The following is an 18,623-nucleotide window of genomic DNA, read 5'->3' as shown; positions in this document are numbered from 1 at the left end:
GTCAGTCGTCGGTGACGGGCGTCGGTGGCGGGCGTCAGTAGGGGGCCTTCTCGCCCTCGGTCGTCACGCCGAAGGTGTTGAGGAAGTTGCAGACCAGCTGGTAGAAGCCGACCGTGAGGACCAGGTCGGAGAGCTGCCCCACCGTGAGGAACGCCAGCGCCTCGGTGCGGTCGGCCTCGGTGAGGGTGTGCTGGGCGAGCAGCCGGTCGGTGAGGGAGAGGACCGCGGCCTGTTCCGCCGTCAGGTCCACCGCGGAACCGGACCCGGCGGCGGCGATGCCGGCCTCGTCCAGGCCGAGGAGGCGGCCGATGTTCTCGTGGTGGTGGATCTCGTACGGCGCCCGGTAGGTGTGTCCGACCCGGAGGATGGCGAGTTCGCGCAGCGGGTGCGGAAGCGCGCCCTGGAAGATCGCGTCGGCCATCTGCAGGAAGGCGGGTGCCAGGGCGGGCGAGTGGAACGCCATGCGGTAGACGTTGACGGCGGACCGCTCGGCCGCGAGCTTCTGCAGCTCGGCCGGGAGCGCGGTCAGGTCGGGGTAGTCCATGCTCATCGGTTCGCTCCTTCGCGCGGTGGTGTCAGCCGACCTTGTTGATGGGATTGGTGCCGTCCCACGTGGCAGCCATCTCCCGCAGCGCGGCGAAGAGTTCGCCCTTGGCGCCGCCGATGTCAGAGATCTCGATGACCGTGCCCGGGTGCGTCTCGGTGTCCAGGTAGGCGAACCGGCCGCCCTGGATCGCGCCCTCCTGGGCGACGGTGTAGCCGAGGGACAGGGCGCGGTCGTAGAGCTCCTGGTAGTCCTTGCTCCAGTAGGCGACGTGCTGCGCGCCCTCGTGCCCGGAGTCCAGGAAGTCCTTGTAGAGGGACGGTTCGTCGTTGAGCGGCTGGATCAACTCGATCTGTATGTCACCGGAGTTGGCGATCGCGGCAGCCATCTGCATATCGGACTCCACGCCCCGGTAGGTGAACCAGTCCGTCTGCACCGGCTCCTGGTAGAACCACGGACCGACGCCCTGCGCGACCCAGAACTCCATCGCGGCGTGCAGGTCGCGGACGACGTATCCGATCTGCGCGATCTGCCCGAAAACACGGCTCATGCTGCGGCTCTCTTCTCTTCTGGGTTTTCTCTTGAAGGGGCCGGGCGGGAAGTGCCCGGCGGGGTCAGGACGCCGGCAGTGCCAGGACGATCTTTCCGACGGCCTCGTCGGAACGCATGCGGTCGGCCGCCGCCTTGGCGTCGTCGAAGGCGAAAACACTGTCGACGACGGCGCGGACCCGGCCCTCCGCCACGGCGGGTACGACGTCGGTCATGAGGGCGGCGCAGACGTCGGCCAGCTCGTCGGGGGTGCGCACGCTGAACGTCGTACCGATGACACGCAGGCGGCGGAACGACAACTGGTCGAGGTCGATGGTCGACTCGGCTCCGGCGAGCCGGCCGACGTTGACGACGGTGCCGCCGATCCGCGTGGCCGGGAAGGTGTCCGCGAAGAGCTGCCCGCCCACGTGGTCGAGGGTGAGGTCGGCTCCCTCGCCGCCGTTGGCGGCTGCCACGGCCTCGGCGAGGTTCTCGGACGCCGTGTTGACGACCGCGTCCGCGCCGACCGCCTTCAGGGCGTCGGCCTTGCCGTCCGAGGTGGTGGTCGCGATGACCCTGGACGCGCCGAGCGCCTTGGCCAGTTGTACGGCGACGAGGCCGACGGACGAGGTGGCGCCCACGACGAGCACGCTCTGCTTCAGGCCGAACCCGCCCTGGGTGAGGGCGTCGTGCTCGGTCGCCAGGGCCACGGGCAGGGCCGCCGCGTCCGTCCACGACAGGGACTCCGGCACCGTGATCACATGCCGGTGGTCGACCAGTGCGTACGGGGCGAAGGCACCGAGCGTGACGCCCATGACCCGGTCACCGACGGCCGCATATGGCACGTCGGCGCCGATCGCGTCGACCTCACCGGCGAATTCGAGGCCCGCGGTGAACAGGTCGCTGGTCTTCGCCCGGGGGCTGTAGGTGCCCTGGAGCATGTACAGGTCCGCCCGGTTCACGGCGGCTGCCCGCACCCGGACCCGGATCTGCCCCGGCCCCGGCTCGGGGACGGCGACGTCACGGGCTTCCCATTCGGGGCCGGCGCCGCCCATGAGCGCGCGCATGGTGCTGGTCATGAGTGTTCTCCGATGCGAGATGGAAGGCGTGGAAGGCATGGACGGGCTTCGCTCGTCTGGTGATGTCCGAGTGGCGAGCCGCTAATACTTATGGTGTATGTCCACTGTTTCCTCAAGCTAGACTTACGCAATAAGTGATGTCAAGACTCCGATGCGGGAGGGAGGAGTGCCGCGATGGAGGTCCGGGGCACCGGCCGGGGCAGGCGGCTCGGCCTGACGCGGGAGAAGGTGGTCGACGCGGCGCTGGCGATGATCGACAGGGACGGCGCCGAATCCTTCTCCCTGCGGAAACTCGCCGGTGAGCTGGGCGTCGAGGTGATGTCGCTCTACAACCACGTGCCGAACAAGGACGCCCTGCTGGACGGTGTCGCCGAGGTGCTGCTGGGCGGTGTCGACTTCTCCCGGGCCGGCCTGGGCACCTGGCAGGAGCGTGCGCGCGCCCATGCCGCAGCCTTCCGCGCCGCCGCGCTGCGCCACCCCAAGGCGTTCACGCTGGTCCTGACCCGGCCCACCCAGTCACCGGCGGCCCTGGAAAGCATCCGCTGCGCCCTGGCGGGCTTCCCCGAGCTCGGTCTCTCCCCTCAGGAGCTCGTCCACGTGGTGCGGAGCTTCGCCGGGTACACCGTCGGCATGATCATGAGGGAGCTCGGCTCGGCCATCACCGCGGGCGCGGTCGAACCCGACCAGGTCGAGCGGCGCATCGACGAGATCGTGGCCGTGGCCGACCCCGTGCTGACCGCCGCCGCGCCCTATCTGGCGGTGAGCGACCACGAGGCCGAGTTCCGGCACGGCGTCGAACTGCTCATCGCCGGACTGGCGGCGCGGGTGGGTGTGCCGTACGACGGGGGTTGGGAACAGGTGGCGGCTGACGACACTTGAGTGCGTTCTGACACGCGTGAGTGAGCCTTCCGGCAGGGACAGGCACACTCCCGCCCAGGGGAACGAGAGTTCTTGCATCGAATGCGTGACCTTCTGTGGTGATGGTCGTTGGGCGTGGTGACGGATTTCTGCAACATGGGCCCGGAGGTGACAGGGGGTGGGTGGACTGCGGGAGGTGGCGGCGCCGTTCGTGGTGCCCGGCCCCTCGGGAGTCTCCGTCCGGACCCGGCTCAAGGACCTGACCGGCGGGGACGAGAAGGTGCTGCGCCTGGTCGGTGACCACCTCGGGTCGCTGGCTTCCCGTGATCTGAGGGCGCGGTGTGCGGCCGGGCTGGACCACGACAGCGGGCAGTGGGCGCAGCGCAAGCGTGTCCTGACCGAGGAGTCCTCCTCGCGCTGGGCCGGGTCGGTCACGAAGGCCACCCACGACCAGTGGGCCCTCGCCCGGCGCGGCCTGCTCGCGTACATCCACAGTCTCCAGGCGGGTGTGCGCACGATCGCACACCGGCTGTCCCTGCCTGTGGGCGAGAAGGGCACCAAGCACGCGCCCGGCGGCTACCGCAGCAGGCAGCAGTGGTTCGCCAAGTCCCGCCGCCTGCACGTCCTCGAAGACCGGCTGAAGGCGGCGCAGGCCGACTGGCAGGCCGGTGTCGTGCGTGTGGTGCGCGGCGGCAAACGGCTGCTGAACACCCGCCACCACCTGGAAGCCGCCGGACTCACCCACGAGCAGTGGCGTGCCCGGTGGCAGGCCGGGCGCCGGTTCCTCCAGGCGGACGGAGAGTCCGGGAAGCGGTACGGCGACGAGACCATCCGCGTCGCCCCCGACGGCGAGGTCTCCCTCAAGCTCCCCGCGCCGCTGGCGCATCTGGCGAACGCCCCGCACGGCCGGTACGTCCTGGCCGCGCGGGTGTCGTTCGCGCACCGGGGCGAGCAGCGGGCCGACCGCGTCAGTGCCAACCGGGCCGTCGCCTATCGCATCCACGAAGACGTGCAGCGTGGCCGTTGGTACCTGACCGCATCCTGGACCATCCCACCGGTGAAGACCCTGCCGCTGGAGACGGCCCGCGCAAGCGGCCTGGCCGGCGTCGACACCAACGCCGACCACCTCGCCGCCTGGCGCCTCGACAGGCACGGCAACCCCCTCGGCGAACCACTCCGCTTCGCCTACGACCTCACCGGCACCGCCGGCCACCGCGACGCCCAGGTGCGGCACGCCCTGATCCGCCTGCTGCACTGGGCCAAGCACCACGATCTCGCGATCGCGGTCGAAGACCTCGACTTCACCGCGGACAAGACCCGCGAGAAGCACGGCCGCCGCAAGAAGTTCCGCAACCTCATCTCCGGCATGCCCACCTCCCGGCTGCGGGCACGGCTCGTGTCCATGGCGGCCGGACTCGGCATCCCCGTCATCGCCGTCGACCCCGCCTACACCAGCAAGTGGGGCGCCCAGCACTGGCAAAAACCTCTTACCAGCAAGACCAGGAAGGCGACACGCCACGACGCGGCAGCGGTGGCGATCGGAAGACGCGCCCTGGGACACCCGATCAGGCGTCGGACGGCACCGCCCCGCACCCACCAGAGCGATGGATGCGGGCATCGGACCGTCCAGGCCGGACCGGTGGCCCCGGGGCGTGAGGGACACCGCCCCCGCATCCCCGGACCACGGACACGATCCGTCGGCGCCGGACGCGGAGCGAACGCGGTCGACCAGAACGCCCAACACCGTCCGGGGCGTTCGGCTGAGCACGAGCCCTGGCAACAGGACTCATTCCCGCTCAGTCTTTAGGAACGGTCCGCGGGAGACGCGCCCGTGACCGGTACGGGCTCTGGCGCCCGAGGTGCTCCGAAGCCGGTGGGCGGAAGCCGACAGCCGCGTGGCCTGCGTCGCGCCGAGCAGATCCTGGAAGCGGCGGAGGAACTCGTCGCGTCCGTCGGGGTGGCCGCCGCCGGGATGAACGCGCTGGCACGGCACGCGGGCGTGTCACCCGGCACCCTCTATCAGTACTTCCCGCACCGGCGGGCCGTGGTGGACGCGCTGCTGCGGCGGTTGGCAGCCGAACTGCCGGGGCGGGCCGAGGCGAGGGTGGGGGAGGTGTGCGAAGCGCTGGCCGCACTCGCTGAGCGCCGGCCGGCCCTCCTGCCCCTCCTGTGCGGTGCGGAGCCGCAGGACGAGCCGAACGTGCTGCTCCAGGCCCTCTCGGCCTGTCTGGCCCGCGCCCTGGGGTCCGAAGCCCACGACAGCCCCGAGGGAGCGGTCGGTGGGCTCGCCGCGCGCATCCTCGTCCAAGGCGTCGCCGTCGCCCTGCGGTGCGGCACTCCGGACGCCCGCGCGGTGCTCCTCGACCGAACCCGGGTGGCGATGCTCGCCGCCGGTGGGCCCCCCGGGGCGGCGCCGTCTTCGTCCCACTTGAAACTTATGAGATAAGTTGATAGCCGCTGCCAGGCACTACGGCTGACCGGAGGAGGGGCGATGGCACAGCGGATGACCCGTCGTGGGCCACTGACCAGGACGGAGATCGTGCGCCAGGCCCTGGTCGTGGCCGAGACGGAGGGCATGGAGAAGCTGTCGCTGCACAAGATCGCGGCGGCGGTCGGGGTGCGGACCATGTCGCTGTACAACCACGTCGACGACAAGACCGACGTGCTCGACGCCATGGCGGACGTGATCCTGGGCGGGATCAGGATTCCCGAGGTCGACGAGATGCCGTGGGAGGACGGACTGCGTGCGCTGGCCCGGTCCTTCCGCCTCGCCGCCCTGGAGTACCCCCGCTCCGCGTCCCTGGTGCTGACCAGGCGCCTGAACGCCCCCGCGGCCATGCCGGTCGTGGAGGCCGCGCTGCGGGTGCTGAACCGTGCGGGGCTGGAGGGCGCCGCCGCCGTCCATGTGCTGCGTGCCTTCATCGCCTTCCTGATCGGGACGCTCTCCCGGGAGGTGGGTTTCGCGCCGACCTACGCCGGCGCCATCCCTGGCGTGACGGCCATGCGGGAGAGGGAACTCGTCGACAGCGGACTGCCGGCGGTCGCCGCGGCGGCCTCGGAACTGTCGGTCTGCGACCACGAGGCGGAGATGGAGTTCGGGCTGGAGATGCTCCTCGACGCGATCCGCCGCCGCGTCGAGACACACTCCTGACCCTCGGGCGGGCGCCCGGGCCGAGTTCCGCGGAGACGCCGGTGACGACGGAGACGCTGGGACTCCGGAGACGACGGTGACGCCTCCGGCGCGGCGCGGTCCGCGGAAGCGCCGTCGGCCCGCGCCACCGCTCGTCAGGCGTGGTGCCGTGGCTTCCAGCCGGTCTCGGTCGTGATGAGCAGCCGCTGCTCGGAAGGGTCGTTGCTCGTCACGATGTCGAGCAGCGCGGTCGCGACGTTCGCGAACGGCAGCGTGGGCAGGCCGGGGACCTTGGCCACATGGTCGAGGCGCTTGACGGCGGCCGAGGCGGCCGCCGGGGCGTCCTTGAGGTTGACCGGGTAGACGGTCGTCCAGTTCAGGCCGGTCGAGGGGAGGATCTCCTCGGCGAGTTCCTTGTCCTTGAAGATGGGGGCCACGACGGTGCGGTAGACGAGCCGGGCCAGGAACGAACCCTTTTGCGCCGTGTCGCCGACACCGAACGCGGAGACCAGGACGAAGCGCTGGATGCCGGCGTTGCGCGTCGCGCGGGTGATGACGGGCAGGGTGCGCTGCATCAGGTCGACCGGCTTCTTCGCGCGCAGCGGGACGCCGATGCACGAGACCACGGCGTCCGCGCCGGCGAAGGCCTCGGACAGGGCCGCCTCGTCGTCCAGCGATCCCTGGACGACCGTCAGCCCGGCCCGTGGGGCAACCGCATCGGCACGGCGGACGTAGGCGATGACCTCGTGCCCGCCGGAGAGGGCCTGTTCGAGGAGGCGGGTGCCGATGTTTCCGGTGGCACCCAGGACGGCGATCTTCATTTCTGTCTCCTGACGGGGGTGGGGTGGAGGGTCTTGTCAGCCGGTGCCGGGGTCATCCCACAGCCGCTTTCTCCGGCTCGTCGTTCCGCTCCCGTGCGGCGCGCTCAGGAAGGTTGGCGCCCTCGATGTCGACGTCGGGCAGCGCGCGGTCGAGCCATCGGGGGAGGCTCCAGGCGCGGCGGCCGAGGAGGGCCATGGCGGCCGGGACGAGCGTCATGCGGACGAGGAACGCGTCGATGAGGACGCCGACGGCGAGCGCGAAGCCGATGGACTTGATGACCGGGTCCTCGTTGAAGATGAACCCCGCGAAGACCGCGGCCATGATGAGCGCCGCCGCGCTGACCACGCGTCCGCTGCGGGCGACGCCGTGCACGACGGCCTGCTGCGGGTCGAGCGTGTTCTCGTGGTGCTCGCGCATCCGGCTGACGAGGAACACCTCGTAGTCCATGGCGAGTCCGAACAGGACGCCGATGAGGAGGACCGGCAGGAAGCTGGTGACCGGTCCGGCCGAGGGGATGGCGAGCGGGCCGTCGAGGTGGCCGTACTGGAAGACCCAGACAGTGGTGCCGATGGCGGCCGCGATCGAGAGCAGGAAGCCGAGGGTCGCCTTGAGCGGCACCAGCAGCGACCGGAAGGCGAGCGTGAGCAGGATCAGCGCCAGGATCACGATGATCGCGACGAAGAGCGGGAGGGCGCCGGAGAGTTTGTGGGCGACGTCGATGGCCGCGGCGGTCTGGCCGGCGATGTAGAGGGTGCCGCCGGCCCTGGCGACAGCCGGGGCGTTGTCGCGGAGGCGGTGGACCAAGTCGGTGGTGGCCTGGGCGTCGGGTCCGGTCTTCGGTACGACGGCCATCACGACGAGGCTCTTGTCGGAGTTGGGGACCGGCTTCGACACGGCCGCCACGTCGGAGTCCCCGGCCAGTGACGTGCGCAGGCGGGTGACGGTGGCCGTGACCTTCCCGGCGGGTATGTCCCCGGTCTCGACGACGGCGACGAGGGTCGCGTTGAAGCCCGCGCCGAAGCCCTCCGACAGCAGGTCGTAGCTCTTGTGCTGGGTGCTGGAGGTGGGGGAGGAGGCGTAACTGGGCAGTCCCAGGCGGAGGTCGCGGGCGGGCAGGGCGAGCGCGAGGAGCGCGGTCACGCCCGTGAGGAGGACGATCAGCGGGCGGCGGGTGACCGCGCGGGCCCAGGCCAGGCCCCAGGAGCCGGGGACGCGCTCGCGGCGGCCGGGGCGGGGCTTCCTGGCGCGGGGGCGCAGCCGTTCGCCGAACAGGCCGAGTACGGCGGGGACGAGGCTGACGGCGATGAGGACGGCGATCAGCACGGTGGCCGCGGCCGACAGGCCCATCACGGCCAGGAAGGGGATGCCGGTCGCGGCCAGGGCGGCCAGGGCGATGATCACGGTGGCGCCGGCGAAGACGACCGCGTTGCCCGCGGTGGCCACGGCCCGGGCGATCGAGTCCTCGACGTCCATGTCGGGGTCGGTGAGCTGCTCGCGGTGGCGGGAGATGATGAACAGGGCGTAGTCGATGCCCACCGCCAGGCCGATCATGAGGGCGAGCACGGTGGACGTGCCGGTGATCGACACCCATGTCGAGACGAACTTCACGCCCAGCACGCCGATGGCCACGCCCACGACCGCGGTCAGCAGCGGCAGTCCGGCCGCCACGAGCGAGCCGAGGGTGAGGGCCAGGACGACGAGGGCCAGGACGACGCCGACGAGTTCGGCGGGGCCGCCGACACTGGTCTGGGCCTTCATCGCCGTTCCGCCGTACTCGACGTCCAGGCCCGCCTTCCGGGCCGGGGCCATGGCACGGCTCAGGGTGTCCTTGGCGTCCTGGGTGACGTCGGCGGCGTCCTGCCGGAAGCGGACGTCGGCGTAGCCGATGCGCTTGTCGGCGGAGAGCGACCCGGTCCTGAACGGGTCGGTGACCTGTACGACCCCCGGGATCCCCGCCGCCTTCACCAGCCCCTGCTCGATGGCCGTCCTGCTCGCCGTCTTCGTCAGGGCGCTGTCCTCGGGCGCCGCGTAGACCACGCGGATCACACCGCCCGCGGCGTCCGGGAACTTCTTCTCCAGGAGGTCCTGGGCCTGCTGCGACTCGATGCCCGGGACCGTGAAGTCCGAGGCCACCTTGCCGTGGACGGTGATCCCGAGTGCGCCGACCGCGGTCAGCAGGAGGATCCAGGCCGCGATGACCCGGCCGCGGCGGCGTACCGCCAGCAGCGTCCATGCGTAGAGGCGAGACGCCATGTCCGCGCCGTCCCTTCGTCGTGTGGTTCCGGGAGTGCCGTGACGGCGCCCCTCACGCGATGCAGCCTAAGGCATAATTGCAGTCGGCTGTAAATTAGCGCCCGATGGTAATATCTGGGTATGGTGACCAACGAGCCGAGGGACGGGCTCCGGGAGCGCAGTAAGGCCCGGCGCAGGGAAGCGATCCTCCGGTCGGCGTACGAGCTCTTCGCCGAGCGGGGTTTCGAGGCGACGACGATCGCCGACATCGCCGAGGCGGCGGAGGTCTCGCCGCGCACGGTCACGCTCTACTTCCCCTCCAAACTGGAGCTGGCACTGGCCCGCTCGGACGCGCTGGCGCAGCGGCTGCGGACGGCGCTGAACGACCGTGAGCCGGGCTGGCTGACCCTCGACGCCCTCGAGCACTGGCTGCGCGCCGAGATCGCTCAGCGCAGCGACCTGGACGACCTCTCGGAGCGCATGTTCGACCTCAACCCCGAGCTCAGGGCGGTCAGCAACGGCCGGCTCTCGGATGTCGTCCAGGAGGGTGCCCGGCTCTTCGCCGAGGAGAGCGGCAGCGCGCCGGACGCGTTCGGGCCCCGCATGGTGGCCGTCACGGCGGCGGCGGTGATCAGTGAGCTGTGCCATCACCCCGAGAAGGCGGACATCGACGCGGCGATGGAGTTCCTGCGGGCCGGGGCGGCCACGCTGTGAGCAGCACGGGAAGGTCCCTTACCCGATGGTGCGGTAGGCCGTCGGCAGGGTCTCGGTCACCGTGTTGCCGCTGGTGTCCACGAGGGTCGCCCTGAGGCTGACCGTGCCGGGCTCGGCCGGGTGGGTGAGGACGAGGGAGCGCCTGCCGTCGGCGGCGGTGTGCACGGGGCCGGCTTCCAGGTGCGTCCGCCGTCGTAGGAGACCTGCACGGTCAGGGACCTGACGGCGCCCTGCTGCGCGGCCGGACCCTGGAGACCGATCGGGACGGCCAGCCGGCTGCCCGCCTTCGCCGTGCTGGTCAGGCTCAGCCTGGGCATGAAGCGGACGACGGACAGGTCGTACGACTCCACCTCGCGGACGACGCCGAGGACGGTGTGGATGTCCGTGCCCGAGGCGGAGGTCGCCGTGACGCTGCCCGAGTAGGTGCCGTCGGCGGTGCCGGTACGGGTGTCGGCGGTGACGGTGGTCCGGGCGGTGCCGCCCGCCGGGACGGTCAACCGGTCGGCCGCCAGGGTGAACAGGCCGGTCGGGGCGGCCCTGCCGTCGGGGCCGGTGCCGGTCGCGGCGAGGTCGAGGGTGACGGGCTGGTCGCCGGTGTTGGTGTACGTGAGGGTCCTGGTGACCGGCCGGTCGTCGGTGTGCGGCCACTTCTGGAGGCCGAAGTCGAGCGACGGGTCGTCGGCGACGACGGTCTGTGCGAGGGCGGTGGCCACGTCGACCCGGCCCGCGCCCGCGTCGTACGGCGTGGAGGCGTCCTTGAGGGCCACAGCGGAGTCCCTCAGTGCGGCCTTGATCCGCCGGCCGGTCCAGTCCGGGTGCTGCTGGGCGAGGATGGCCGCGGCGCCCGCGACATGAGGGGTGGCCATCGAGGTGCCGCTCATCCTCACATAGCCCGCGGTGGAGACCGCGTCGCCCTCCGTGCCGTGGGCGGCCTTGGCGGCGATGATGTTCCAGCCCGGAGCGGCGATGTCCGGCTCGAGGTCGCCGTCGGCGGTCGGGCCGCGGCTGGAGAAGGACGTCAGCCTGTCGTCACCGTCCACGGCGGCCACGGTGAGCGCGGAGGCCGCCGCGCCTGGGGAGTTGACGGTGCCGGCGTCGGGGCCGCTGTTGCCCGCGGCGATGACGAAGAGCGCCCCGGAGGAGGCGGACAGGTCGTTCACGGCCTTCTCCACCGGATCGGTGCCGGGCGAATCCTCGCCGCCGAGGCTCATGTTGACGACCCTGGCGCCCTGTCCGGTGGCCCACTGCATCGCGGAGATGAGGAAGGACTCCTGGGTGCCGCCCCGGTCGAACACCTTGCCGATCAGCAGCCTGGCCCCGGGCTGACCCGCCGCGGGCATCGAAGCGGCGTGGGGTGCCGGTCCGCGCGGGGGTGTCGGGGGCCGGCACCGCTACGCGGTGGCGCGCGCCTTCTCCAGCAGGGCCGGGTCATGGGCGTTGACGATGAGGAGGTCGGGGTCGGCCCGTCGGTACAGCTCGGCGAGGCGTTCGTGGTTGTCGCGCACCTTCTTGCCGTCGTACGCGATGAGCGCCTCCATGCCCCGCAGGGAACCGGGGACGCGGGAGTGCCCGTCGAGCGTGCCGTAGTGGTAGAAGGCGTCACCGGCGTGCAGCAGCCAGCGGTGCCCGGCGTCGACCGCGACGGCGGCGTGGCCGCGGGTGTGGCCGGGCAGGGCGATCAGGACGATGCCGGGGGCGATCGCATCGAGTTCGCGTGCGGCGGCGAAGCCGCGCCACGTCTCGCCGTCGGGCCGGTGCTCGACGAGCCGGGGACCGTGCTCCCACTGGGGGCTCTGGTAGCGGATGCGCTCCCGCCGGGAGGGGGAGTGGACGGCGCCGAGCGCCTCGTCCGCGGTGAGGTGGACCTCGGCCCACGGGAAGTCGGACAGGCCGCCGATGTGGTCCGCGTCGAAGTGCGTGAGGACGATGTGCCGGACATCCTCGCGGCGGAAGCCCAGCTTCTCGACCTGGCGGGCGGCCGTCTCCTCGGCGTCGAACACCGGCCGGACGAAGTGGCGGGCGGGGCCGACGCGCCGCCTGCGGTCGGCGATGTCGTCGAGGCCGTAACCGGAGTCGACGAGCACCAGGCCGCCCGCGGCCTCGATCAGGAGGACGTGGCAGACGAGCGGGGCCCCGGGGGGTCGCATGGTGCCGCAGTTGAGGTGGTGGACTTTCACGGCAGGAGTGTCCTTGGTGTCGAGGGGGGTGGCCGGCACCGTAAGGAAATACTTACGGCATATGTCAACACTTGCTCAGACTGACTTATGACGTAAGTGCTGTCAAGGTGAGACAGGCGGGCACGAACCCGCTGTCGGCCCGCTGGTGCTATCGGCTCACCTCGATCGCCTCGCGCAGCCGGCGGACCGCCTCGTGCGGCGCGTGGTCGGCGAGGTTGCCGTAGCCGAGGACCAGGCCGTGATCGGCGTGGTCCCCGGTCGCGTGGTAGGCGGCGAGGTCGGCGACGCGCAGCGAGCGGGCGGCCGCGGCCCTGACCACGGCGGCGGTGTCCACGCTCGCCGGCAGCCGCAGGATCAGATGGAGACCGGCCGCGACACCGGAGACCGGGGCATCGGGCAGCTGTTCGGCGAGGACCCGGACGAGAGTGTCGCGGCGCAGCCGGTACCGCTGCCGACAGGCGCGGAGGTGACGGTCGTAGGCGCCCGACTCCAGCAGTGCGGCGAAGGCGAGCTGGTCGGCGGGCCCAGTCGAGCAGCGCGGCGCGCCGCTCGGGGACGAGCACGGTGCCCAGCGGGAACTGGTGCGCCGGCGCCGTCAGCACGGCCCGCAGACCCGGGCGCCCCGCAAGGTCGTCGATGCGCAGCCCGCGGCCGTCCATGCGGACGGGCACCGGCTCCAGGCCCGCCGCGCGGATCACCTCGCGCAGCCGGGTCCAGCCCGGTTCCTCGCAGCCGACCGCGGTGATGCCCTCCGGACGCACCGGTCGTACCGGACGGCACCCGCCGGGAGCGGTCAGCGCGGTGGCGGCCGCCGGCCTTGCGGCGACGGCGGGGATGGCGGGGGTGGACGCCGTCCCGACCGGGTTGGGGCCGTACCGGGTGACGGGTGACTACGGGTTCTCTCCGAGGGCCTTCGCGAAGCAGCGGCTCGACTCGTAGTGGCGGTAGTAGCCGAACTTGACGCACGGTTCGTAGCCGCTGGAGGCGTAGAGGGCGATGGCCTCCGGCTGCTTGGTGCCCGTCTCCAGGACCATGCGCACACGGCCGGCCGCGCGGGCGTCCTCCTCCAGTGCCGTGAGCATGCGGCGGGCCAGACCCCGGCCGCGCATCCCCTCGACGACGAACATGCGCTTGAGCTCGGCGTCGCCGTCCTCGTTGCCCTCGCCGTTCTCGTCCTGGCTGCGCCAGCCGCCGGTGGCCACGGGGCGGTCGGACTCGTCGTAGGCGATCAGATAGACGCCGTTCGGCGGTGCGAAGTCGGCCGCGTCGAGGACCGTGGCGTCGCCGCCGTCGCCGTAGCGGACGTGGTACTCGGCCTGGACCTCGTCATTGAGCTCGACGGCGTCGGGGTGGTCGAAGGGAACGCGGCGTATATTCATGTCAGGCATCGTATATTCGTGCAGAAGGCGGGCGCTGGACGGGCGATGGGTGGTGGGCATCCGGACGTCGTCCAGTGTGCCGGTATCGTGCCCTGGTGCTGACTGTGACCTCGGTTAATGTGAACGGGCTGCGGGCCGCCGCGAAGAAGGGCTTCGTGGAGTGGCTCGCGGAGACCTCCGCGGACGTGCTCTGCCTCCAGGAGGTGCGCGCGGAGCCGCAGCAGCTCCCCGAAGAGGTGCGCGCGCCCGGCGGGTGGCATGTCGTGCACGCCCCAGCGGCCGCCAAGGGGCGCGCGGGTGTCTCCCTCTACACCCGGCGCGAGCCGGACCGGGTACGGATCGGCTTCGGCTCGGACGAGTTCGACACGAGCGGGCGCTACGTCGAAGCCGACCTGCCCGGCGTCACCGTCGCCTCCCTCTATCTCCCGTCCGGCGAGGTCGGCACGGAGCGGCAGGACGAGAAGATCCGGTTCATGACCGAGTTCCTCGCCTATCTGAAGGACCTGCGCGAGCGGGCCGCCGCCGACGGGCGCGAGGTCGTCGTCTGCGGCGACTGGAACATCGCCCACCAGCAGGCCGACCTGAAGAACTGGCGCGGCAACACCAGGAACTCCGGCTTCCTGCCCGAGGAACGCGAGTGGCTCGGCACCGTCCTCGCCCCGTCCGACGGCGGCTACATCGACGTCGTACGCACCCTGCACCCGGACGCCGAGGGGCCGTACACCTGGTGGTCGTACCGGGGGCGGGCTTTCGACGCGGATTCGGGGTGGAGGATCGACTACCAGCTGGCCACGCCCGGACTCGCCGGCAAGGCGGTCAAGGGGTTCGTGGAGCGCGCGGCCACGCACGTGGAACGCTGGTCGGACCACGCGCCGGTCACCGTCGTGTACGACGTCTGACGGCTCCCGGCGGCCACGGCCGCTTCCGCCGCTACGGCTTCTTCCGCAGCCGCCGGTCCAGTGCCAGTGATACCTCTGCCTCCACCACGCTCCGGGCCAGGGGGCGTAGGCGTTCCATGTTCTCCTCGGGGCCGTGGCGCAGGACCAGGTCGGCGAAGAGGTCGGCCAGGGCGTCGGCGTGTTCGCGTACTCTCCGGCCGGCCGCCAGGACCTCCGCGAGCGGGATGCCCTCGCGGACCAGGGCCGAGGAGACGTCGAGAAGGCGGCGGCTGATGTGGACGATGTCGTCGCCGTCGGTGCCGAGGTAGCCGAGGTCGAGGGCGGCGGCGAGGTTCTCCGCGGTGACCTCGCCCTCGAAGCGGGCGGCGAGTTCCTCCGGGGTCAGCCGGACCGGCTCCTCCTCGGTGGGGGTGTCGATGCCGATCAGGTCGGCGACGTTGCGGCCCTGGTCCAGGGCCTCGGCCAGCTCGGCGATGCCGTTGAGCGTGTGGCCGCGCTCCAGAAGCGCCGAGATCGTGCGCAGCCGGGCCAGGTGGTGGTCGTCGTACCAGGCGATCCGCCCCTCCCGGCGCGGTGGCGGGATCAGCTTGCGCTCGCGGTAGAAACGCAGCGTGCGCACGGTGATGCCGGCCAGCCTCGCCAGTTCTTCCATGCGGTACTCGCGTGGTCCGCCCTGGTGGAGGGGCTGGTCGCGGTCCGTGGAGGTTGTTCGTCCGCCGTCGTCTGCCACGTGCGCAGCCTATGTTGTACCGCCGGTAACTTTCGTCGGTCCGACCCCTACCCATCAGTACGGGGCTGCTCTACAGTCCCATTGCGCCAGTGTTCACTGGCGTAATCGCGGTCGAGGTGTGGAGGCTCCGGGATGGCCGAGCACGAGCATGTACGGGTGGCGGTGATCGGGTCCGGGTTCGGCGGACTGGGCGCGGCCGTACGGTTGCGCCGGGAGGGGATCACCGACTTCGTCGTCCTGGAACGGGCCGGCAGCGTCGGCGGCACCTGGCGGGACAACAGCTATCCGGGGTGCGCCTGTGACGTGCCGTCCCATCTGTACTCCTTCTCCTTCGCGCCCAACCCCGACTGGCCGCGCACCTTCTCCGGGCAGGAGCACATACGCGCCTATCTGGAGCACGTCACCGATGTGTTCGGGCTGCGGCCGCACCTCCGCTTCGACGCCGAGGTGAAGCGGATGACCTGGGACACGGAGAAGCTGCGCTGGGACATCGAGACGGCCGCCGGCGCGCTCTCCGCGGATGTCGTCGTCTCCGCCACCGGGCCGCTGTCCGACCCGAAGATCCCCGAGATCCCGGGGCTGGACTCCTTCCCGGGGAAGGTCTTCCACTCGGCCCGCTGGGACCACGACTACGACCTGTGCGGCAAGCGGGTCGCCATGGTCGGCACGGGCGCGTCCGCGATCCAGATCGTGCCCGCCGTCCAGCCGGACGTCGCCCACCTCACCCTCTTCCAGCGCACGCCTCCGTGGGTGATGCCCCGGGTGGACCGTGCCATCAGCACCGCCGAACGGCGTCTGCACCGGGCGCTGCCCTTCACCACCCAGGCCCGGCGCGGACTGCTGTGGGGCATACGGGAGCTCCAGGTCCAGGCGTTCACCAAGCGCCCCGACGAACTCGGCCTGGTCGAACAGCTCGCCAAGCGCAACATGGCCCGCGCGATCAAGGACCCGGCGCTGCGCGCCAGACTCACCCCCTACTACCGCATCGGCTGCAAGCGGATCCTGCTGTCCAGCACCTACTATCCGGCGCTCGCGCAGCGGAACGTGGACGTGGTGGCGAGCGGGCTGAGCGAAGTGCGCGGGTCGACGGTGGTGGCCGCCGACGGCAGCTCCGCCGAGGTCGACGCGATCATCTTCGGCACCGGCTTCCATGTCACCGACATGCCCATCGCCGAACGTGTCGTCGGTGCCGAGGGCGGCACGCTCGCGGAGGCCTGGAAGGGCGGCATGGAGGCGCTGCGCGGTGCCTCGGCCGCCGGGTTCCCGAACTGGATGACGATCATCGGGCCCAACACCGGCCTCGGGAACTCCTCCATGATCCTCATGATCGAGTCCCAGCTGAACTACATGGCCGACTACCTGCGCCAGCTCCGCGTCCTCGGCGGGCGGGCGGCCCTCGACGCCCGCCCCGGTGCGGTGGCCGCCTGGAACCACCGGGTCCAGGAGCGCATGAAGCGCACCGTGTGGAACACCGGCGGCTGCACCAGCTGGTACCTGGACGCGAGCGGCCGCAACACCACCATCTGGCCCGGTACGACCACGGAGTTCCGGCGCGCGACCCAGCGGGTGGACCTCGCGGAGTACGACGTGATCCGCGCGCCCCTGAGCGAGGGTGCGCACGGCGCCAGGTCCGGCGCGGAGGTGGGCGCATGAGCCGGCTCACCCATGTGACCACCGGGCCGTACGCCCCACCCGTGCCGGTGCGTGAACTCACCGTCGTCTCCGCCGACGGCGCGCGTCTGCACGTCGAGGTGCACGGCCCCGAGGACGCCCCCGCCGTCGTCCTCGCCCACGGCTGGACCTGCTCGACCGCCTTCTGGGCGGCGCAGACACGTGAACTCGCCGTCGACCACCGGGTCATCGCGTACGACCAGAGGGGGCACGGGCGCAGTCCCGCGAGCCTCGCGTGCACCACCCGCGCGCTGGCGGACGACCTGGAAGCGGTGCTGGCCGAGACGCTGGCGCCCGGTGAACGTGCCGTGATCGTCGGGCACTCCATGGGCGGTATGACCGTCATGGCGGCCTCCGTGCGGCCGCGCTTCCGTGAACACGCCGCCGCCGTCCTGCTGTGCAGCACCGGCAGTTCGCGGCTGATCGCCGAGGCGCTCGTCGTACCGATGCGCGCCGGGGCCGTGCGCACCTGGCTCACGACGCGCGTGCTGGCCTCGCGCGCCCCGCTCGGACCGGTCACGCCCCTCGCGAAGCGCATCCTCAAGTACGCCACCATGGGCGCCGGTTCCGCCCCGCACATGGTGGAGGCGTGCGCGCGGATCGTGCACGCCTGCCCCCGCGCGGTGCGCCACGCCTGGGCCCGTGTCCTCGCGCAACTCGACCTCGACGACGGCGTACGGGAGTTGCACGCTCCCACGACGGTCGTCACCGGCACGTCCGACCGGCTCACGCCCCCGGTGCACGCCCGTGCGCTGGTCGCCGCGCTGCCGCACCCGCTCGGCCTCACCGAGCTGCCCGGCATGGGCCACATGACTCCGGTCGAGGCGCCGGAGCTGGTCAACGGAAAGATCCGGGAACTGGTCAGCGTCTATGTGATCAAGGAGGGCTCATGAGCAGGGTCGGTCTCGAAGGACAGGTGGCCGTCGTCACCGGAGCGGCGCGCGGCGTCGGCGAGTTGCTCGCCCGCAAGCTCTCCGCGCGCGGCGCGAAGGTCGCGCTGGTCGGGCTGGAGGAAGAGGCGCTGAAGGAGGTCTCCGGGCGGCTGCACACGGACAGTGCGCACTGGTACGCCGACGTCACCGACCACGAGGCGATGACCCGGGTGGCGCGGGAGGTCAAGGAGCGGTTCGGGAAGGTCGACATCGTGGTGGCCAACGCGGGGGTGGCGAACGGCGGTCCGTTCGCCGACTCGGACCCCGAGGCCTGGCGGCGGGTGATCGAGGTCAACCTGATCGGCTCGGCGGTGACGGCCCGCGCGTTCCTGCCGGTGCTGACGGAGAGCCGCGGCTATCTGCTGCAGATCGCGTCGCTGGCCGCGATCACGCCGGCGCCGATGATGACGGCGTACTGCGCGTCCAAGGCGGGCGTGGAGGCGTACGCGCACAGTCTGCGTGCCGAGGTCGGCCACCAGGGCGTGCGGGTCGGGGTGGGGTACCTGTCCTGGACGGACACCGACATGGTGCGCGGCGCAGACCAGGACGAGGTGATGCGGGAGCTGCGGCAGCGGCTGCCGTGGCCGGCGAACAAGACGTATCCGCTGGGTCCGGCGGTGGACCGGATCGTCGCCGGTATCGAGCGGCGCTCGGCGCATGTGTACGGACAGCGGTGGCTGCGCGGGATGCAGGGCGTGCGCGGATACCTGCCGGCGTTGATCGGGACGGTCGGGCAGCGCGAGATGAAGCGGTTCGCACCCCGCTTGCAGGGCATGCGTACGGGACTTGTCGGTGCAGGTGGGGCCGCCGATGAGGAGGCACGCGTCACGCACCGTCATTGATCGAAATGCGTGCGTTGTCCCCCCGTGTGAGTCTGGTCGAGGCCCCACTGAGGGCCGATCCCCTCACCCTCCACGGGAGTGAACCC

General features: G+C 71.5%; 20 protein-coding genes. 10 read left to right on the top strand and 10 right to left on the bottom strand.

Annotation, left to right across the window (positions count from 1 at the left end):
- Positions 1–34 precede the first annotated feature (34 nt).
- From ACIRR9_RS13625 to ACIRR9_RS13615, 3 genes are all read right to left on the bottom strand, one after another.
- Complete coding sequence (locus tag ACIRR9_RS13625; RefSeq protein ID WP_403750809.1) at positions 35–550, bottom strand: carboxymuconolactone decarboxylase family protein; 516 nt, start codon at positions 548–550, stop codon at positions 35–37.
- A gap of 25 nt (positions 551–575) precedes the next feature.
- Complete coding sequence (locus ACIRR9_RS13620) at positions 576–1,094, bottom strand: VOC family protein (protein ID WP_403750807.1); 519 nt, start codon at positions 1,092–1,094, stop codon at positions 576–578.
- A 64-nt stretch (positions 1,095–1,158) separates the two neighbouring features.
- Positions 1,159–2,151 carry a zinc-binding dehydrogenase gene (locus ACIRR9_RS13615; protein ID WP_403750805.1) on the bottom strand — a complete coding sequence of 331 codons (993 nt, stop codon included), beginning with the start codon at positions 2,149–2,151 and terminating at the stop codon, positions 1,159–1,161.
- 174 nt (positions 2,152–2,325) lie between these two features.
- Here ACIRR9_RS13615 and ACIRR9_RS13610 point away from each other — a divergent pair, with 174 nt between their 5' ends.
- The 4 genes from ACIRR9_RS13610 (at position 2,326) to ACIRR9_RS13595 (ending at position 6,160) form a co-directional block, all read left to right on the top strand.
- Complete coding sequence (locus ACIRR9_RS13610) at positions 2,326–3,030, top strand: TetR/AcrR family transcriptional regulator C-terminal domain-containing protein (protein WP_403750803.1); 705 nt, start codon at positions 2,326–2,328, stop codon at positions 3,028–3,030.
- A 157-nt stretch (positions 3,031–3,187) separates the two neighbouring features.
- Positions 3,188–4,816, top strand: a complete 1,629-nt coding sequence (locus ACIRR9_RS13605; protein WP_403750801.1) for an IS200/IS605 family accessory protein TnpB-related protein — start codon at positions 3,188–3,190, stop codon at positions 4,814–4,816.
- 66 nt (positions 4,817–4,882) lie between these two features.
- Positions 4,883–5,455, top strand: a complete 573-nt coding sequence (locus ACIRR9_RS13600; RefSeq protein WP_403750799.1) for a TetR/AcrR family transcriptional regulator — start codon at positions 4,883–4,885, stop codon at positions 5,453–5,455.
- A 45-nt stretch (positions 5,456–5,500) separates the two neighbouring features.
- Entirely contained in the window at positions 5,501–6,160 is a 660-nt protein-coding gene (locus ACIRR9_RS13595; protein WP_403750797.1) for a TetR/AcrR family transcriptional regulator C-terminal domain-containing protein, read from the top strand.
- A gap of 134 nt (positions 6,161–6,294) precedes the next feature.
- Here ACIRR9_RS13595 and ACIRR9_RS13590 read toward each other — a convergent pair whose 3' ends face one another.
- Together ACIRR9_RS13590 and ACIRR9_RS13585 are read right to left on the bottom strand one after the other, a co-directional pair.
- The gene (locus ACIRR9_RS13590; RefSeq protein WP_403750795.1) at positions 6,295–6,960 is read right to left on the bottom strand and encodes an NAD(P)-dependent oxidoreductase; all 666 of its coding nucleotides are present in this window, start codon (positions 6,958–6,960) and stop codon (positions 6,295–6,297) included.
- A 52-nt stretch (positions 6,961–7,012) separates the two neighbouring features.
- Entirely contained in the window at positions 7,013–9,214 is a 2,202-nt protein-coding gene (locus ACIRR9_RS13585) for an MMPL family transporter (protein ID WP_403750793.1), read from the bottom strand.
- A 120-nt stretch (positions 9,215–9,334) separates the two neighbouring features.
- Between ACIRR9_RS13585 and ACIRR9_RS13580 the strand changes: the two genes are divergently transcribed.
- Complete coding sequence (locus ACIRR9_RS13580; protein ID WP_362320628.1) at positions 9,335–9,907, top strand: TetR family transcriptional regulator; 573 nt, start codon at positions 9,335–9,337, stop codon at positions 9,905–9,907.
- A gap of 56 nt (positions 9,908–9,963) precedes the next feature.
- On the opposite strand, the gene ACIRR9_RS13575 is transcribed toward ACIRR9_RS13580, so the two are convergent.
- The 3 genes from ACIRR9_RS13575 to ACIRR9_RS13565 form a co-directional block, all read right to left on the bottom strand.
- Positions 9,964–11,247, bottom strand: coding sequence for a S8 family serine peptidase (locus ACIRR9_RS13575; RefSeq protein ID WP_403750791.1), 1,284 nt, complete (start codon positions 11,245–11,247; stop codon positions 9,964–9,966).
- 51 nt (positions 11,248–11,298) lie between these two features.
- A complete protein-coding gene (locus tag ACIRR9_RS13570; protein WP_403750789.1) occupies positions 11,299–12,123 on the bottom strand; it encodes an MBL fold metallo-hydrolase in 825 nt (274 codons plus the stop codon).
- 109 nt (positions 12,124–12,232) lie between these two features.
- A complete protein-coding gene (locus ACIRR9_RS13565; protein WP_403750787.1) occupies positions 12,233–12,418 on the bottom strand; it encodes a hypothetical protein in 186 nt (61 codons plus the stop codon).
- Between the two features lie 302 nt (positions 12,419–12,720).
- On the opposite strand from ACIRR9_RS13565, the gene ACIRR9_RS13560 reads away from it, so the two are divergent.
- Positions 12,721–13,023: a hypothetical protein gene (locus ACIRR9_RS13560; RefSeq protein ID WP_403750785.1), complete on the top strand. Its 303-nt coding sequence runs from the start codon at positions 12,721–12,723 to the stop codon at positions 13,021–13,023.
- On the opposite strand, the gene ACIRR9_RS13555 is transcribed toward ACIRR9_RS13560, so the two are convergent.
- Complete coding sequence (locus ACIRR9_RS13555) at positions 12,975–13,463, bottom strand: GNAT family N-acetyltransferase (protein WP_403750783.1); 489 nt, start codon at positions 13,461–13,463, stop codon at positions 12,975–12,977. The genes ACIRR9_RS13560 and ACIRR9_RS13555 overlap by 49 nt on opposite strands.
- A gap of 95 nt (positions 13,464–13,558) precedes the next feature.
- Here ACIRR9_RS13555 and ACIRR9_RS13550 point away from each other — a divergent pair, with 95 nt between their 5' ends.
- Entirely contained in the window at positions 13,559–14,362 is an 804-nt protein-coding gene (locus ACIRR9_RS13550) for an exodeoxyribonuclease III (protein ID WP_403750781.1), read from the top strand.
- 31 nt (positions 14,363–14,393) lie between these two features.
- On the opposite strand, the gene ACIRR9_RS13545 is transcribed toward ACIRR9_RS13550, so the two are convergent.
- Positions 14,394–15,014, bottom strand: coding sequence for a MerR family transcriptional regulator (locus ACIRR9_RS13545; RefSeq protein ID WP_384560142.1), 621 nt, complete (start codon positions 15,012–15,014; stop codon positions 14,394–14,396).
- A gap of 210 nt (positions 15,015–15,224) precedes the next feature.
- Here ACIRR9_RS13545 and ACIRR9_RS13540 point away from each other — a divergent pair, with 210 nt between their 5' ends.
- Genes ACIRR9_RS13540 through ACIRR9_RS13530 form a run of 3 tightly spaced genes read left to right on the top strand, consistent with a single transcriptional unit; the run spans position 15,225 to position 18,537 of the window.
- Positions 15,225–16,745 (top strand): flavin-containing monooxygenase, encoded by a 1,521-nt coding sequence (locus tag ACIRR9_RS13540; protein WP_403750779.1) that lies wholly within the window; start codon positions 15,225–15,227, stop codon positions 16,743–16,745.
- Positions 16,742–17,656, top strand: a complete 915-nt coding sequence (locus tag ACIRR9_RS13535; RefSeq protein ID WP_403750777.1) for an alpha/beta fold hydrolase — start codon at positions 16,742–16,744, stop codon at positions 17,654–17,656. The genes ACIRR9_RS13540 and ACIRR9_RS13535 overlap by 4 nt, the downstream gene beginning before the upstream one ends.
- Complete coding sequence (locus ACIRR9_RS13530; RefSeq protein ID WP_365336264.1) at positions 17,653–18,537, top strand: SDR family oxidoreductase; 885 nt, start codon at positions 17,653–17,655, stop codon at positions 18,535–18,537. The genes ACIRR9_RS13535 and ACIRR9_RS13530 overlap by 4 nt, the downstream gene beginning before the upstream one ends.
- Positions 18,538–18,623 lie beyond the last annotated feature (86 nt).

The organism is Streptomyces sp. NPDC101234 (assembly GCF_044767525.1).
Classification (GTDB): Bacteria; Actinomycetota; Actinomycetes; order Streptomycetales; family Streptomycetaceae; genus Streptomyces; species Streptomyces sasae.
The sequence above is the reverse complement of the archived record's forward strand: the minus strand, read 5'-3'. Positions and strand labels throughout refer to the sequence as shown.